Source organism: Pedobacter xixiisoli (genome assembly GCF_900215335.1).
GTDB classification, from domain to species: domain Bacteria; phylum Bacteroidota; class Bacteroidia; order Sphingobacteriales; family Sphingobacteriaceae; genus Pedobacter; species Pedobacter xixiisoli.
Genome location: NZ_OCMT01000001.1, coordinates 393,283 through 412,287, shown reverse-complemented (window position 1 = coordinate 412,287; position 19,005 = coordinate 393,283). Strand labels below are relative to the sequence as shown.

General features: G+C 38.7%; 9 protein-coding genes. All 9 read right to left on the bottom strand.

Annotated features, from left to right (window positions below):
• Positions 1-98: 98 nt before the first annotated feature.
• Positions 99-2,246: a T9SS type A sorting domain-containing protein gene (locus tag CRO54_RS01710; RefSeq protein WP_097127976.1), complete on the bottom strand. Its 2,148-nt coding sequence runs from the start codon at positions 2,244-2,246 to the stop codon at positions 99-101.
• A gap of 532 nt (positions 2,247-2,778) precedes the next feature.
• Positions 2,779-4,194, bottom strand: coding sequence for a sialate O-acetylesterase (locus tag CRO54_RS01705; RefSeq protein WP_097127973.1), 1,416 nt, complete (start codon positions 4,192-4,194; stop codon positions 2,779-2,781).
• Positions 4,191-5,873, bottom strand: coding sequence for a sodium:solute symporter family protein (locus CRO54_RS01700; protein ID WP_171047801.1), 1,683 nt, complete (start codon positions 5,871-5,873; stop codon positions 4,191-4,193). Before CRO54_RS01700 ends, CRO54_RS01705 begins: the two co-directional genes overlap by 4 nt.
• Positions 5,874-5,875: 2 nt before the next feature.
• The gene (locus tag CRO54_RS01695; protein ID WP_097127971.1) at positions 5,876-8,164 is read right to left on the bottom strand and encodes an FAD-dependent oxidoreductase; all 2,289 of its coding nucleotides are present in this window, start codon (positions 8,162-8,164) and stop codon (positions 5,876-5,878) included.
• Between the two features lie 147 nt (positions 8,165-8,311).
• Positions 8,312-9,343 carry a LacI family DNA-binding transcriptional regulator gene (locus CRO54_RS01690; protein WP_097127969.1) on the bottom strand — a complete coding sequence of 344 codons (1,032 nt, stop codon included), beginning with the start codon at positions 9,341-9,343 and terminating at the stop codon, positions 8,312-8,314.
• 139 nt (positions 9,344-9,482) lie between these two features.
• Entirely contained in the window at positions 9,483-11,228 is a 1,746-nt protein-coding gene (locus CRO54_RS01685) for a RagB/SusD family nutrient uptake outer membrane protein (RefSeq protein ID WP_097127967.1), read from the bottom strand.
• An 8-nt stretch (positions 11,229-11,236) separates the two neighbouring features.
• Complete coding sequence (locus tag CRO54_RS01680; RefSeq protein ID WP_171047800.1) at positions 11,237-14,368, bottom strand: SusC/RagA family TonB-linked outer membrane protein; 3,132 nt, start codon at positions 14,366-14,368, stop codon at positions 11,237-11,239.
• 77 nt (positions 14,369-14,445) lie between these two features.
• Positions 14,446-16,125, bottom strand: a complete 1,680-nt coding sequence (locus CRO54_RS01675) for a RagB/SusD family nutrient uptake outer membrane protein (protein WP_097127962.1) — start codon at positions 16,123-16,125, stop codon at positions 14,446-14,448.
• A gap of 10 nt (positions 16,126-16,135) precedes the next feature.
• Entirely contained in the window at positions 16,136-18,970 is a 2,835-nt protein-coding gene (locus tag CRO54_RS01670; protein ID WP_097127959.1) for a SusC/RagA family TonB-linked outer membrane protein, read from the bottom strand.
• Positions 18,971-19,005 lie beyond the last annotated feature (35 nt).

Sequence of the window (19,005 nt, the reverse complement as noted above, 5' to 3'; positions counted from 1 at the left end):
TAAAGCAAAAGCCCTACATTTCTGCAAGGCTTTTGAAAATTGTTCCGAATAGTCTATTCCCTAATTATTTCTTAGTTGGCTAACCCATAGACTTAACTTTAGAATTTGATCACTCTCGAAAATTCATTTCCAGCAATACCCGTTAATTTGATGATATAGGTACCTTTTGCAAGACCAGTTAAATTCAGGCTAACTTGCTGGTCAGCTTTATGAATGCTACCCTGAAGTACAGCTGTACCTTGTAAATTTATTACACTGTATTTGCTGTAGCCACCTGTAGTTAGAGCCACAGTTATTTTGCCAGCAGTTGGGTTTGGATAAACATTTATACTGCCACCCGCTAAGTCAATTTTCACTACTTGGGTGGCTAGATAATTTATCTCACCATTTAAATCTTCCTGCTCTAACTTGTAATAATAATTACCTCCGTTAACAGTCTGATCTGTGTAACTATAACTCAACGGTTCTGCACTATTTATCTTACCTGCTATTTTGGTCACTAAGCTATAATTTTCACCATCAACACTGCGACTAATGATATACTGTTTGTTATTAGTTTCTGAGCCAACTTTCCAATTTAACTGCACACCGTTTGTAATTGTCTTCGCCGTAAAACCGATAAACGAAACTGGCAACACAGTATGAAATTCGACAGCACCAATATCAATAGCGCCATTTTTACGAGCTCTACCATTAAAATCAATTAAACTAGTGTTGTCACTGTCACTACCTGCATCTTTAGCTGGACTATTATTTCCAGGTGCTAGAAAAGCCAAGTGAGTCGGCACTACACTTATAAATAGAGGGTTTGCATTAGCTTGATTGCCCGTGCCTACTGGATAAGTAGTTTGTTGGATAATGTTATTATTAAATGCTCCAATTAGCGCCGCATCGGCTACATAAATATCAATTGTACTTTTATTAGTATTATATGGAGCTTTATTACTGAAAAATATATTGTTATACAAGAAAGTTCCTTTCTCTTGATAATCGGCATTGCTACCTACTGCGGAGACAAATATACCTGAGCTATAGGTGCCTGTAGCGGTACCGAAATCATTTTGATTATCGTAAAATGTATTATTAATAAAAACAGCACCATGGTTATTATTACTGTTTGAACCAAAGGCGGCTCCATTTCCTGTTGCTGTTGTATTTTTATAAAAAATACAATTCACAAAAGTTGGTCTTCCCGAATAATTGTAAACTCCGCCTCCTCCGCCAGTTCCAGTAGCTCTATTTCCTGAGAATAAACAATTTGTAAATATTGGAAAACCACCACGGATGTCTATGGCCCCACCTCGGCCACTTATAACACGATTATTTAAAAACGTACAATTTGTGAATTCGGGGCTACTTCCATTTATGGATACACCCGCTCCGTAGGCTGCAAAATTTTCAGAAATGATCGTCTTTATGATCTGAGGATTACTTTTCGAAAGTAATGATATAGCAGAACCATAATTAGAAGCTGTAGATTTTGGTGTGCTATTAGTATTGAAAGATTTTGAAATTTCGCAGTTTTCAATCGTAGGGCTGCTGTTGAAAACGTACAGTCCCGCTCCAGTGGCGGCCCCTGTAGATCCGTCGCCAACTGCCCTATTAATAGTTGCGGTAACTGAAGAGATTTTGAAACCAGCACCACAGTCTAAAATGTAAAATGCTCCACCATATCTTCTATCAACAGCTTTTGTATCTACTGTTATTGTTGTACCCGAACCATCCGAAGCATCACCCCTAGTTACCGTAAACCCATCAAAGACTACATCACTTAAACCCAAGGCGATAACCACATGATAGGTATTATCAGATTTAAATTCTGTCATGTAAGTGTTGGTATTTACAGTAGTTTCGGCTACATCATCTCCATTTAAATCACCGCTTAATGTAGTTTTATTTCCTGCCGTACGTTGTGTTTCGTTGGCTTCATTACCCACAAAACCACCATAAATACTCACCCCATTTTTAAGCACAAAGGCATTGTCTCTATTTGCCGCATCTATTGTAGTTAAATTATTAGCGGGTCTATTTGGCAGGTAAGTGCCCATTGCCACAAAAATTTTGTCGCCAGCTTGTGCTATGTTAATTACATCTTGCAAATCTTTAGAGGCTGTAGACCACCCCGTCGCAGTAGCAGCAGTACCTGTTCCATCGGTTTTAACATAATAAGTTGTTTGTGCACTTACACTAAGTGCAAATAAATTTAGGCCTAAGATGCCTAATGCTTTCAAGTAAAATTTTCTCATACGTTTAATATTGGGTTATTTATTTTTTAATGATGTTAGATGATATTGTGCTACCAGAATTTGTGAACTCCTAGTTAATAATTCCCTATGAAATGGGTAAATACAGTATCCTTACCAACATAGGTGAAGATGGGAAACTCAGTTAAGTAGCAACTGCTTATATTGATGGGATTCCTGTTAGCGAAATATTTTGGAATTTGAATATTAGATTTTCTTTAGAAAACTTAAATTCAGAGAATTTGCTATAGCTGATTGCAGCTATCGTTAGGAGAGTTTTCATACACGTTAGTTCTTTAAATGGTTATACCAAAACTATGTGCTTACTGTATTCAGAGGGTTCGTTTTTGTACGAAAATGGTTTGGTTTTGTACAACGTTGAATTATATAGGCTTACAGGATTACAAGGCCATGTACAAAAGCTATTTAAATCAATAATTAATGATGAGACAACAAATCAAATACGTTTTTCAAAATTTATAGGCTAAAAGAATAACATCTTCGTTTCAAACCATAATTCCGAAGCATTTTGAGACTACTTGACAGACCAATTATCTGTTCTAAAAGCAGATATAGGCAAGCCTTCTACACTATAAAGTTCTCCTATTGCCCAATCTTTAAAGGCATATCTCACTGCAACTGGTTGCTTAACTTTATCGCTAATTACTCTTACCGAGTTTCCTTGCAACATCGCTTTGGCGGGATAAAAAATCTTATCAGTACCAGCTAATTCGAATTGAGTGATAGGCTTGTCGTAAGTAGTTAATCCAAGTGGGGTGTTATTAAAGCGTACAAAAACTGTATCGCCTTTGGTTACCATATTTTTAAAAGTAGGACTTGCTACAGGAATCCCTTTTTTAAGGTAAGTTTTAGCTAATGCCAGATAAGCTAGTCGCTTACTTGCTAATGTTTTATTTGCTGGGTGAATATTTTTTTCTTCACCACCATCGATTAATATGGCAACCCCAGAATTAGCCAAAGTATCTGGTAACTTTAACTGGGCTTCCATTAACAGAGGTACTTTATAGGCCTCTCGAGCGGCATATTTCATTGGCGCCAATTGAACTAAATAAAATGGCCATTCGCCGATGTTCCATTTTGCTCTCCAAGAACTTACCATAGCATGTTGCAGCTCCAAATAGTCACCATAATTATGACGATTCTGCTCTCCCTGATACCAAATCACCCCTGCAATGCCATAGCCAATCAATGGTGAAATCATGCCATTATACAAATTTCCTGGGGTTTGATGCACCCCTTTATAAATCGCTTGATTGGTCAACACACGTTCCTTTAACACATCGCCTACCAAAGTTCTATCCATCCAAGCTTCAATTGGCGAACCACCCCAGGTAGCTTGGATTATACCTACTGGCACACCTAGTTGTTTACGCAAATGACTAGCAAACTGATAGCCTACGGCACTAAAAGGAGCTACAGAACTGGCATCTGCCAATTGCCAACTTCCTTTTACATTTCTTTCAGGGTTAGCTGCGTACTTTTTCTCAATTTTAAATAAACGTAACATCGGATCTGGAGAATCCATCAGCAAATCCAAAGAATTGGTTACGGGCAAATTATCGTATCCTTTCACCGGCATGTCCATGTTAGATTGCCCAGAACAGAGCCAAACTTCACCCAACAATACATCTTTTAATACAACCTTATTTGCTTGGCTAATCACAATCTGATAAGGACCACCAGCATTGGCTGTTTTAACCACAACCGACCAATTTCCTTTATCATCTGGTTTAGCAGTGTAAGTCTGTTTATCCCAAGAAGTTTGAACTTTAACTTCTTTTTTACCTACCGCGTTACCCCATATTTTGGCATTGCTTCGTTGTTGAAGCACCAAATGATCAGAGAAAAATGCTGGCATTTCTATTTGTGCGCTTACCATTTGGCAAAACGCAAAACAAGCTAAACCTAACGAAAGGATATATTTTTTCATGCTTTATTCTTTTTCAAAGTAACCCCACCAATAGCAATTGCTCCTAACAAAATCAATGCTCCTACCACAGCAATAATAGTAGAAAAGCTAGGAGCTACTAAACCTAGATAAATAATTCCGGCACCAACTACTGCCATAGAAATTGCGATAACACGAATACCAAAAATGTTTTGCTTTTCTGCTGCTTGATGCTCTTCTTCGTTAAAAACCGCTATTTGTTTGGTTAATGCTTGTGCATTTTTCATCTCTATCGCTTTATCAGATACAAATCCTTTTGATTTATACAGCATTTCAAAAACCAGCAAAATTAACATGGGTATGCCCATACCAAGAACGGTTTCCATGGTTCTTGTCAATTTCAAATCGATAAGATCAGGAGCCGCAACTTTTAAAAATAAGTTGATGATCAATGAGACCACTGTAGCTGTAACTACCGAAAATCCAGTTTGTCTCTTAGAAAAAAGTGTCCAGATGATAGGTGCAAAAAGCGCCCCTCCAGCAATAGAAGCGGTACTTAAAACGACTTCTACAATTCCACCAGCACTAGGAATCCACATGGCTACCACAATGGTAAGTACTCCAAAAAGTAGCGTAAAGAACCTGGCTATCCATATCACATTTTTTTCAGAAGCTGATGGATTGAGCAGGTTTTTATAAATGTCTTGAGCAAAAACTGTAGCAGCCATGTTGATGGTAGTATTTGCTTTACTAGAAGTAGCCGAAACCATTCCTGCTAAAACCAAACCAATTAACCCTCCTGGCATTACTTTTTGGATGAGCATCATATAGGCATCTTCTGTTTGCAAACCTTCTAAATTTGGGTTGATTACTCGATAAATCATCGGCGGCAACATCCATATCACAGGACTAATGAAATATAAAATGGTAAAAATTCCTGCTACTTTTTTTGAATCCTTTTGTTCGGCTACGCTAGTATACCTTTGTACGTACGACCAATTTCCTCCGATATAAAAGGTTTGATACACGATGAAGGCGAGCATAAAGCCAAGCGTATAATCTTCATTAAATGGTTGAAAAAAGTGTTCGGGTGCTTTTTGAACCAGATTTTGCAAACCTCCAATTTCGGCAAATGAGATAGGAATAACGATCAATACCGCAGCTGATAAAATAACGAACTGAACCACATCGGTTACTAAAACCGCCCATAAACCTCCTGCGGCGGTATAAAGCACAATGATCATCCCGATGATTAAAATACAAGTATTTACAGGAAGATCTGTAGCTACATGTACCATTTTACCAACGGGATAAAGTACGGCAGCAGTAGTAAATAAACTCAACAGCAAGGTCATGTAAGTATAAAACTGCTGTTCTTTATCGCCAAAACGCTTTCCGATATATTCTGCAGCAGTGGCTACACCAGTTTTTTTCCATTTAGCGGCAATAAACAAGGTTACAATTAAACCACTGATGGCCATAGTTAACTGTATGGTATTAGAGACCAAGCCAAATTTATAGGCGATAGAACCCCATACCACAAAAGTTCCGGCAGAAAAATAGCTGATGAATAAGGAAAGTCCGTTGATCCACCAAGGTGTAGCGCCGCCAGCTTCAAAAAAAGCTTGGCCATTTTTACTACCTACTCTAGTGAAAGTTAAGCCTATGGCAAATATCAAGAGGGCGAAAATGCCCATTACTATAAAATCTAATTGCACCATAATTAAAGCTTAATTTCAGCATAACAACGAACCGCAAATATAGCCGCTGGCACCAATTCAGAAGGATGTTCTACTTCGATTGTGAGTTTTTTAGTATTAATTTCTTCTGCTAAGATAATACGTTGGTGGGTTTGATAATTATCTTCTTTCTTAAAGACAATCTCACCAGCTTCATCCTTAACCACATACTTTCTTACACAGAAAGGCATTACAGTTTCTGGGTGTCCCATTAGAACAGATTCCATGGGATGATCAAAATCTGCATCGAACCATAAATCTATTTGCTTAATTTTCTTTGTTTCTTCCCATTCAAAATTCAGGGTTGGCGAAAGGTCTTTAGGATCTGCCACCCAAGCATTTGGTTGGCTTACTGGCCTATCTATACCATTTACAAGGTTAGATTTTTCAAAAACAGGTTGTGGTGTTGCTAATGAAATAACCAAATTTTGTCCTTGTGGTCTACGTTGCGGACACCAAAACTCAAACTCATCCACTCCTGCTTCTGCTGGAGGCGTTTGCTTTCCAAAATTAGAGACTGCTTTATTGATAGAGTTAAATACCGATAAAATTCCAGTAACCCGCTCTTCTGTAAAACCGAGCTGTACGTCTTCATTTGCTCCGAAAACAATGAAAACATATTTGGCTTCTGGCAAATTTACTCCAAAATCAAGGCTGATGTTTTGTTCACCTGCTTGAATTTCAATTTCCTTACTTGATAAAACCTTATCAGGAGTAAAACCTCCATTCTTTTTAGAAATTCTTAAAGATGCTTTTAAAGTGGTAGGTTTAAGCACATTTACTGCAATATTGAAAACCGGCAATTCACCTTTAACCATCGGAAAAAGCTGAGCTGAAGCCGTAGTCAAGTTTTTCCAAAGATCGCAACGATCAAATCCTTTAAAACTTAAAGTACTAGATACCGATATTTCACTTTTCGTGATCAAATCCAATTCATCTTCAATATTTACCCCAGGAATATATTGACCATTTAACGATAGTTTTTGTTGCAATTGCTTGATGTGGCCGTTGGTGAGCACTTCTTTTGGCAACAAGCCTTCATTTTTACAAAGTACCGCAGCCATACCAATAGATTGACCGATATAAGCACAAGTTGCCATGACACGGGTAGCACCAAAAGCTACGTGACTAACACTGATGATACGACCGGCTATAAATAAATTACTGATGTTCTTACTGTAAAGTGTGCGATATGGGATTTCGAAAATGCCTTTGCCATGCCATTGGTTACATCCTGGTCTTTCGCTATAAACTCCATCCGCTGGGTGCAAATCTATCGACCAACCGCCAAAAGCAACTGCATCATCATGACTACGCTGTTCAATTAAATCTTTCTGACTTAAAATATAATCACCTTCAAAACGTCTGCTTTCACGTTTTCCAGGAATAGTACCTACCCATTCTAATGTTAAATTCTCCGCTTCGGGGAAATCTCCAGAGTTTTTGATGTGGTTCCAAATACCGTAAACCACTTTCCAAAGTTCCCATTTAATTTTTTCTGTATCGTGAACGGTATCTAATCTACCCCCATATTCTACCCACCACAGCTTACAACCAAATTCATTCGCATTAAATTGTTTAAAACGAGGAATTTCAGTGATATCGCTCAACGCAAAGTTTGGCGGTGTAAACTTAACTGGCCTACCTGTATCTTTACTGTAGAAGTAAAGTGAATGGCCTAGTAACTCTCCATATTCAGCAGTTGGCGCCATTCCCTCGTCAAACTCCTCCTTACTTTCGGCACCCATTCTAAAAGCTGCACCAGCTAAAAAACCTACTATACCATCTCCTGTAGCATCGCAAAACAAAGGCGCTTCTAGCTGATATAACGTTGAGTTCTGGCTACAAAAAGCACTGATAGATTTAATTTGATCTCCATCTTTATCTACTTCAAAAACTGCTGTATTTAAAAGTAACTGGATATTTTTTTCCTGCGTTACTTTATCCAACAAAATCATATCCAAAATCAATGGATTACCTTCTGGATTTCTGTAGGTGTTTTCTACTAAAATTTCGTCGATTACGCCACCTTCTCTAGCCCATCGGTTGTTGTTTCCCATGTGCGATGTAGCACCTAAAATCCATAACCTTACCTCACTCGAGGAGTTACCGCCCAAAACGGGCCTATCTTGTACCAATAATACCTTGATACCTTGTCTGGCAGCAGTAATTGCAGCGCATACGCCAGAAAGACCGCCACCTGCAACAACTAAATCTGCTGTTAAATTATCTTTTCTTAAATCTCTTTTCGCCGAAGCTTGCTCTCTTTTCATTCCGTTTTAGGGCAATTGTTATCAACTCGAAGATATTTATATTATCAAGAGATATGCCCTTGGGAATCCCGAAAAAGAATTGGGAACGCTCCCTAAATTTGGGAACGTTCCCTATATTACCATTGAAAAACTGAGGGGTTAGGATTACTACTCTGGTGCTTTGTAAACAGTAGAATTTCTAACAATCAACTCGGTATCAAGCGTTTTAATCAAAGGCTTCCACTCTGAGATATCTTTATCCATTAAACCCAATAATAATTCCATGGCGGTTTTCCCAATTTCTTTAACAGGCTGCGCCATGGTAGTTAAACTTGGCTCGATAAAGTTAGACCCGTAATTGTCGCTAAAACCAACTACAGCAATTTCATCAGGAATATGCTTACCAACTTGTTTGATGATTTGAATTGCCTCAATTGCAGTGGGGTCATTTACCGCAAAAATCGCATCTGGCGGATTGGTCATTCCCAACAAATGCTTTACGTACATTTTCACTTTGGTTAAGTTCAAATCATATTCAATGATCAGTTCTTCATCTACCGGAATGTTGTTTTTTTTCAACGCATCCCGATACCCATTCATCCGTTTACGACTTACCACCAACTGACTTGGTCCGGCTAAATGTGCAATTCTACGTTTACCTGTAGCAATTAAATGTTCTACTGCCTGAAATGCACCATCATAATCATTAACCACTACTTTTGGCACCATCATTTCTTCACAAACACGGTTAAAAAATACTATCGGAATTTTCCTTCTCACAAAAGCCTTCCAATGATCGTAGTTTAGGGTTTCTTTCGTTAAGGACACCATTACTCCATCAACCCTGTTAGCCAACATTACCTTTGAATTGGCCACCTCGGTTTCGTAGCTTTCGTTGCATTGCGATACGATTACACTGTAACCCTGTCGGGCTGCTTCTTCCTGTGCTCCAACTACAACTTGAGGAAAAAAAGAAGTAAAAAAATCGGGTAGTACGATACCAATTGTTTTGGTTTTGTTAGTGATTAAACTGATGGAAAGCATATTTCTTTGGTAATCAAGCTTCTCGGCAAGTTCCAATACCTTAGCCCTAGTTTCGGGTTTCACATTGGGATGACCGGTAAGCGCCCTAGATACCGTAGATTTTGACATGTTCAATTCTTTGGCAATATCTACAATGGTTACTTGATTACTTTTCATACAGTTTGAGCTCTGGTTGAATTACAAATAAAGAAATTTGAGTGGAATATGCAATGATGGTTTTAAATTAAACACATTCTAAAAAAGAAAATGGCAGCGCCATTGCGCTGCCCTGCTCCCATTACAAATTATAATAAAACTAATACTCTGGATTTTGTTCCATCAGCGGCATTTTCTGAATTTCCGATAAAGGAATAGGCAAAAGATACATCGCATTTCTAAAATTTAGCGGACGCGGAGCCCTTGAAATGGTATGCACAAAAGTATTGGTTCCAGTACGGGTAATGATATCAATGCTATTAAAACCTTTCAATACCGTCGATGCGATCTTCCATCTTCTAATGTCATTCCAACGATGATCTTCAAAAGCCAATTCAATCCTTCTTTCATTTTGGATCAACGTACGTAGCTCATCTACCGTGATATTAGCTTTAATACCATACCTGCCATCTGCACCTGGCAAAATACCAGCTCTATTTCTTAGCGTTATTAGTTTTTCTACTGCTTTTTCAGGCTGACCAACCTCATTAATTGCCTCTGCATAGTTCAATAAAATTTCTGCATAGCGGATTAATGGCCAAGCTCTTTCGGTTGTAGCAGCCAAGCCATTAGAGATATTCTCGTCGCACATTTTCCTGCTAAAATATCCAGTAAACTGGTTACTAGGCGTATAAGCATCTGAAGTGCTATTTGCGATAGTAGAACCTGTACTGGTATAAGTATAAATGACCGTTTTTACCGAACTGTTGTTGATGTAAGAAAGACCATTATAGATGATCGAATACTCGAAACGAGGGTCTCTATTCACATAAGGATCATTTGGATTATACGACGAACTTTCGCCAATGGTTTTACCATCTCTCATCGGAAATGCCTCCACTAAACTTTGCGTCGGCTTCATGATAGATGCACCAGTACGTGTTGGCGGCAAATAATAAGCTTCAAATTCCTTTTGTGCTGGTCGGCTGTATTGGAAAATATACTCACTATTTACACGTTTCAAGAACAATTGGTAGAAACCATTTCCAGGTCTAGTAACGTTATCTACGTTTAAACTATATTGATTTAAACCGATAACCACTTCTGCCGCATCAGCTGCTTGCTGCCACCTGCTTGCATTGGCATTTGGATAGGCTACTACGGGACTTTGGCTTATACCACCACCATTAAAAAGTGGACTAGCAGCATACAACAACACCCTAGATTTTAAGGCCAAACAAGCACCTCTAGTTACCCTACCAAAATCAATATCTTTATAGACAACGTTGGCCAAATCAGCTCCTGCGGCATCTAACTCTGTATTGATGTACGATACACAATCTTCAAAGCTATTTCTAGGGATGTTAATAATATCATTTATACCATAAACTTTATCGCCAATTAAAGGCACGCCGCCAAATGCAATCAGCATGTGGTGATAATAAAATGCTCTTAAAAATCTCGCTTCGGCACGCATTCTTCTTTTGGTAGATTCATGGAAAGGTGCGCCACCAATCTTCTCTAGTAAAATATTAACCCTACGGATATTTTTATAGGGGGTTGTCCAAAAATCTTTATCAGTGCCAAAATATGCCGGAGTGATAACGTTGCTTGGGCCAATGGTTCCTTGCGCATACGCATTTCCCCAAACCGCAAGGTTATTATTTCCTTCGGCGTTATCTGTGGCCAACTCTGTATTACCCGAACCACCTGCGCCTGCAAATCTTGATGGCCCAAAAGTATAGCCTGCATCAACGTAAATTTTATTTAGGAAATTGGTAGTATAAACACTGTCTGTAAAGACAGCTTCTTCCGTTAAACCCGTAGTTTTATCTTCTAAACCTCCTGATTTTTTGCAAGCAAGCAATACAACTGGAAGTAATGTGATCATTAATATCTTTTTCATGGTATAAATTAAAATGTAACGTTTAAACCCATGTTTATAATTCTTGTTGGTGGGTAAGGCAAATCTGCTGATGATTCTAATACTTCTGGATCCAGATTGTACAACTTATCCAGCTTAGTGAAAGTCAATAAGTTGTAGCCGTTGGTATATAACCTAAGTCCTTTTACCTTAAGTTTAGATAATAATTTCGGACCAGCAGTATAGCTTAACTCAGCAGTTTTTAAACGCAAGTAATCACCTGGTATAGCCCAAAAATCGGAATACCAATCGCGTGGACTTTGACTTAAAGCAGTAGTATATAGTTGTGGATATTTTGCGTTATTGCCCAATTCTGGTGTCCAATGTTGTTGGTGTATTGGCATCTGATTAGTTGCATTATGATGTATAACTGCTCCTTGGGCACTCGATACAAAGTTTAACGAAGCTTGGAACAACACGGTTAGCTTGAAATTTTTATAGCCAGCACCAAGGGTGATACCTGCTACAGTATTTGGTGTATTTGTATAGCCAAAATAAGATTTATCACTATCGTTGATCAATCCATCGCCATTCAGGTCCATGTATTTTAAATCTCCTGGCCTTCCACCAATGGTTGGTTTAGCAACTGCAGGATTAGCAATATCATCAGCCGTGTAAAATTCGCCTGTCCATTTGTATTTTAACTGAGACCCAATCGGCATACCTGTTTCTCTTTGATAATCATACAAGGTAACGGCTTCATCCCTGAACGTGATTTTGTTTTTTGCTAATGAATAAGTCCCTTGAATGGAATAGTTCCAATCTTTGCTGATATTATCTCTAAAGCTAATTTCTGCCTCGAAACCTCGGTTATTGGTTCTACCGATATTTACTAATGGCAAATTTTGTCCAAATACAGAAGAAACTGTACCTCGAGTAGTAATAATATCGTATCTATTATTATTGAAATAATCTAACTTAGCAGATAACTTACTTTTGAAAAAAGCCATATCCAAACCTATATCTAGCTTCTTATCTTTCTCCCAAGTTACTTCGTTATTAGCCATAGTTCCCTCGGTAACCACTCCATAAGGATTGTTAGTTGCTAAGCCAAACAAACCGGTTCCCGATCCTGTTGCCCAATTCTGAAGGTAAGCATATACGCCGTCCGTATTATCTGCTCCCACTAAACCGTAAGAACCTCTCAATTTGAACTGATCAATAAAACTTACATTATCTTTGATGAAACTTTCTTCGGCAATGTTCCAACCCACAGATACTGCTGGGAAAAAACCTTTGGTCTTGCCTTTCGCAAAACGATCGGAACCATTGTAAGCGCCACTAAGCTCTATTAAATACCTTTGTTTATAATCATAACCAAACCTCGCAGTAATCCCACTAAATATTTCTGGATTGAAATTGTATTGGCTCTCTTTTGCTGGATTTGCCGTTGTATTAAATTGAGCACGTTTATCACTGTTATTAAACAATACCAAACCAGATACGTTGTGCCCACCGAAGCTTCTGCTATAATTTAACATGGCCTGCATAGTTAGTGCACTAACTGTACTACCAGCATTATAACTTAAACCAGGCGTACTCAGCCTAAAGATGTTGTCACGTTGGCCGAAGCTGTAAGACTCTGTTGCTGGATCATAAACATAAGAAATGAAACCAGTTCCTGCTACAGGTCTTGAAAGTGAACGACCATAACCATACAAATTACGATAGGCCAACACTCCTTTTAACGAAAGCCCAGGAGTAATAAAATCTAATTTCTGAGTAGCTGAAGTAGATAAGTTAATGTTATTTTTGAAACTACGGTTGTAACCATTATACATTAAACGACCTACGATATTGTTGTTGTTTCTTCCCGATGCCGTTCTTTGCCAAACGCTATAGCCTAGAGTGCCATTAGGATTGAAAACTGGATAGTTAAAAGGTGCAGTTTCGGCTAAACGACCAATGTCGCTAAAGATGGTATTGTTAGGAGAAGCATTGTTACCATTGGTTTCGTCTACATTTCCAAACAAGTCAAATTTTACGTCGAGCGTTTTGGTCACTTTTAAATCGATGTTAGAGCGGTAATTATATCTTTTATAATAGTATTTACTATTTAAGTCCTCACTAAAATCTTTTATTTGCCCACCCTGATCTAAGTAACCTATAGAAACGAAATACTTGGCTTTTTCGGTACCTCCAGTTACATTAAAATTAGCCCTCGCTTGTGGAGCAAATTGTTTCAGTAATATATCTGACCAATTGTTATCTGGGTGGCCATAGGGATCAGCACCAGTACGATAAAGCTCTAAATCTGCATCGGAAAACGTACGTACAAAGCTAGAATTGGGATTAAGATTATTGGTATTCACCTGTGCCTCATTAATTAACGTTGCAGCCTCATAAGAACCCAAATATTCTGGTCGTCTGGTCAATTGGCTTAAACCATATTCAAATTGGGCACTAATTCTCGGCTTGCCTACTTTACCACGAGTGGTGGTAACTAAAATTACACCATTTGCACCTTTAATGCCGTAGATTGATGTAGTTGCGGCATCTTTCAATATACTCAAAGATTCTATCTCGTTGGCACTTAATTGAGAAAACTGATCGTAAGTGAATTCAATATCATCTACTAAAATCAAGGGATTATTGCTTGATCCCCCTACATAAGAACTTACCCCACGAATATAAAACCTCGCTCCATCTGATCCAGGCTGCCCAGTGGTTTGTTGAGATGAAAAACCTGTAATACGGCCTGCAAGCGCATTCTGCAAACTTGGCGATGGACTTTGTCTAATCTCTTCGCCTCCAATGCTGGCTACCGCACCCGTTAACGTTTTTTTCTTCTGTGTTCCATAACCAACAATCACCACATCTTCTAAGTTGGTATTGTCTTCTTGCAAGGATACGGTAACGTTGGTTCTCCCTTCAATATTGATTTCTTTAGTTGCGTAACCGATTAACCTTACCACAAGGATATTACTGGTTACGTTGAGGGTAAACTTACCTTCTTGGCTAGTAGTAGTTCCATTAGTCGGATTACTCTTTTCGAGCACCGTTACACCAGGTAAAACTCCCGATGGATCGCTTACCACACCTGTCACCTGTTTTCTCTGCGCATTAGCCTTAATGCTCAGCAGCACCAGACAAATGCAGCATAAATATGTTATCTTCTTCATCATGTAATTTTTATTGAACAGCCAATTAATAAATGGCCAGTACGATTATTGATGTTTAAATTGAATGCCTGAGTTTTTTAATAATAGCCCTCATTTTGAACTAGCTTAGTGTTCTTCGTGATTTCCGAATAAGGAATTGGCAGGTGATAATATTTGGGTTGAAATATCATCGTGTTTACGTTCTTCACTACATAAAGAGGATCATTTTGAGTAATGGTCAATCCTTGTAAAGTAGAGGCCAGTTCAGCACTCATTTTCCATCTGCGCAAATCCCAGAAGCGGTGCTCTTCGAAGCTCAGTTCGATACGTCGCTCGTTTTTGATCAAGTTGCGAAGGTCATCCTGACTTACGCTAACAGGAACTCCATACCTGCTACCTGTACCAGCTGTAATTCCTGCTCTAGCACGCACCAAATTCATCTGTCTTACGGCATCTTCTACCCTTCCAACTTCATTTAATGCTTCAGCGTAGCTTAACAAAACGTCTGCAAAGCGGAAATAAGGGAAATTATGGCTCTGGTTAGCATAAGTAGTTGATGTAGTAAAATCGGCCATGAACTTTCTCAAATAGTAAGAAGTTTTGGTTTGTGTTTTAAAAGCTTGATTAGGTTTATCCAAACCACCCTCGTAAGTCTGCACTGCTCTTCCCAACCATTGCACGCCATTGTAAAACAAGATCGATTTCAATCTTGGATCACGACCTTCGTATTGCGAGGCGGCTGTTGTAGTACCCGTGTAAGGCGTACCGTTTAGGTTTGTAAAAGCGTTTACGAAGTTTTGTGTGGGGCTATTTCTTCCGTTACTGGTAGTTGGTGCTACATAACCCACTGGCGCATTCGCATTCTCAATTACCGTAGAGTTTGGCAATTGCTTAGACAAAATAATATCTGTATTAATCTTAGTGGTAAATACATTCGAATACACAGTAGTTCCGCTTCCAGCAGGTAATTTATAGTAACCTTTAGCAATTAAAGCTTCAGCAATGGTAATTACACGTTGCCATCTAGCCGGATCATTGGTTGGATAACCTGTAATCGCTTTTAGCGTTGCATCGGTTTCAAATCCACCGCCATTAAATAATGGGCTAGCTGCATATAAATACAATCTGCATTTTAAAGCCATTGCAGCTTCAGATGGCACCCTACCAAATTCTGCCGCAGCAATAGTAGAACCATTTGGCAAATCTGGCGTAGCGGCGTCACATTCTGCCGCAATGTAGTCTACACATGCTGCAAATGTATTTCTTGGCAAATTCAAATCACTGTTTAAGTCAAATACCTGATCGCCAACTAAAGGCACCCCACCATAACGTTTCAATAATTCGAAGTAAGCAAAAGCACGTAGAAAACGAGCTTCGGCCACTTGTCTTTTCCTTTTTTCTTCTGGAATAGGAACGATTCCAATATTTTTAAGGAAAACATTGCTTCTTCTGATCATGGTGTAACTATTTGCCCAGTTGTTATCGGGATTATTGGTTGCGTTTAGCTGTCCATTGGTGAACAACATGATATTTGATCGTTCTGAAGACGGCACTGCATCATCGGTTGCAGCATCTAAAAAATCGCCTTCAATACGGTTAAATCCAGTAGGCAAGAAAGAATAAATGCCCAATAGATAAGCCGTAGATTGTACACCCTCTTGATCTGTTGGATCAAAGACATCTGCGTCTAAAACCCTTTCTTCAGGTTGGTTTTCAAACTTTCTGCACGATTGAGCCAGCACAGATACGATGATTAAAAAATAAAGTACTCTTTTCATATCTGTAATGCTATAATTGAATATTTAAGCCTAAAGAAAACACACGCTCAATTGGATATGAGCCATTGAAGTTTTCTGGATCGGCACCGTTAAATGTTTTTGAACTTAAAGTCCACAGATTTAATCCATTCGCGAATAAACGGGTAGATTTTACACCAATTTTTTGAGTAAGATTTGTAGGAAGCGTATAACCCAACTCCACATTTCTTAGCTTAAGAAAATCTCCATTTCTCAACCAAAAAGAAGAAGCTACAAAATTGTTAACCGCACCATTTCTTGGTCCAGAGTTGGTGGTTAAACGTGGATATTCGGCGGTAGCAGCAGTAGCTGGTGTCCATCTATTTAAGTGGTTTTGGTAAGCTTGTGCGGTACCTCCTTGGAATTCCCAATAGCTATTTCCCGACAGGTACACTTCTTGGTTAATCACACCTTGAAACAATGCACTTACATCTAAACCACCAATGTTAAATCCAAATCGAGCACCTAAAAATAAACTCGGTTTTTGTGAACCTATAGTCGTTTGATCGTATTGGTTAATGATACCATCATTATTCAAATCTCTGTATCTGATATCGCCAGGCTGAGGTGTATAACCTTCTATCGTAGCTGCACCCGTAATTTCTTGTTGACTTCGGAATAGACCTTCGGCAATGTAGCCATAACTTTGTCCAACAGGATGACCTGTTCTTTGCATCCAGCTATGTCTTTGGGCAGCTTCTGCATTGTAAATTAATTTACTGTTCTGCAAACTAGCATTTAACCTCACAGAATAGCCCCAGTCTTTCTTACGTTCAGTCCAATTCAATTGTGTTTCCCAACCATAATAATTCTGTTTGCCGATATTTTCAGCTGGATATGAAATACCTAACAAAGTATTGTTTGATCCTCTAACTATGCTCAAATCGGCATAATTGTTTCTGTAGTATTCGATATTTAAGCCTAATCTATTGTCAAGAAAAGCAGCATCGATACCCACATTCAACATCTTTGCGTGTTCCCAAGTAACTGCCGGATTAGCCAAGAAAGATTCTCCAATAGTAGTAACTACGCCAGCACTACTTCCAAAAATGGCCGCAGGTGCACCGTTGTAAACTTGCTGATAGGTGTAGTAAGCACCATTATCTCTACCTACTTTACCATAAGAACCATATAGTTTCAAGAGGCTAAGTAATTTATTTCCTTTAAGGAAATCTTCCTCGTGTATGTTCCATCCCAAACCAAGTGCTGGGAAAAAACCATATCTGAAACCACCGTTATTTGGATAACGGTTAGCTCCGTTCTGTGAAAAAGAAACCTCAGCCAAATATTTTTTATTGTAGTTATAGGAAACATGACCCGATATACCTTGAATGGTATAAGGCAAATTCGACCCACTGATTAGATTGTCTCTGTTAGCGAGTACCACCGCTTCGATACCATGAGCACCAAAATCACGTTGATAACCCAAAGACAATTCCTGAAAATCGGATCTGTTCTGGAAACCGATGTTATTGGTATTGGTTTGGTCGGTATTATTATTGTACTGACGATAAACAGGCGTATTTGTACCAAAGCCTCCTATCTGTTCAAATACAGCATAGCCCTTTGTTCTGATATAATTTTCGCTCAGGTTGCTAAAAAATGATGCTCTTGCTTTAACCCATAAACCTTTAGTCAAATCGTCTAAATTATATTTCAAATAAAAATCAGATAAAACGGTTCTGGTATTGGTTGATGAATAACCCGCACTCACACCTTGGGCAACAATATTATTTTGAAACTGTGGCGACCCGCCATAAGTTCCATTAGCATTAAACACAGGATAGGCACTATTTGGTGTAGCTCTCAACGAATTGAAAATACTTTCCGTTCCCGAATTCCCTGGGCTATTATCGGTAAGTATCCTACCCTGAACGTAAAGACCAGCACTTAAGTTATCAGTCAATTTAACATCTACATTAGAGCGAATAAAGTATCCTACAAAATTAGCGTTGGTAGAATATTTGGTATTGATGTCATCTCGTGTTTTTAGCAGACCATCTTGAGTAAAATGCTCTAAATTCACGAAGAAACGTACAAAATCATTACCACCGCTGGTGTTTAAGCTATATCTGGCAACAGCCGATGATTTTCTAAGCACTTCATCTGTCCAGTTTACGTTTGGATAGCGTAAAGGATCACTTCCAGTCTGATACGCATTGATTGCCGTTTGACTAAAACCATTATTGGCAACCGAAAGGCCGTCATTTACCAATGCTTCATTATACAAATTAGCATAGTTAAAGGCATCTAACTGCTTAGAAACCAAATTCTGGATAGGCTGCTGAATACCAAACTGACTGGTAAAACTAATTTTCTGACCAGAAGAGATTCCTTTTTTGGTGATCACAGAAATTGCTCCATTTGCGCCCCTAACTCCCAACATGGCTAATGAAACCGCATCTTTTAAAACCGTTATCGATTCTATTTCTTCGATACCAATTTCTGAAACCGAACGAGGAATACCGTCGATAAAAATAAGCGGGCTTTGACCACGCAACCTTAGGGCATACCCTTCATTAAATGGTTGTCCGTTATTTTGGCTGGTAGTTAAACCAGTTAGCCTTCCGGCCAACGCAATGGGATAAGAGGCTACCAAAGTGCTTGTAAGTTCACTTCCCGAAATAGATGCGGAAGAACTCGTGGAAAGGTTTGTTGGCGTATTAAAAAAGATAAGTTTTTTAAGCTTCTTATCTATAAGCTGCAAAGTATCTTGCTTCTTACTGGTAGTATCTACAACCTGCTGAGCATGAAGCGTTGATGCATGATAAAGCAGCAACAAGACACAGCAAGTAAATACCCTCAGCGTTCTAATAAAAACTGACATGAGTGGTGTATTTTAATTTGAAAAAAGCGGTTAAA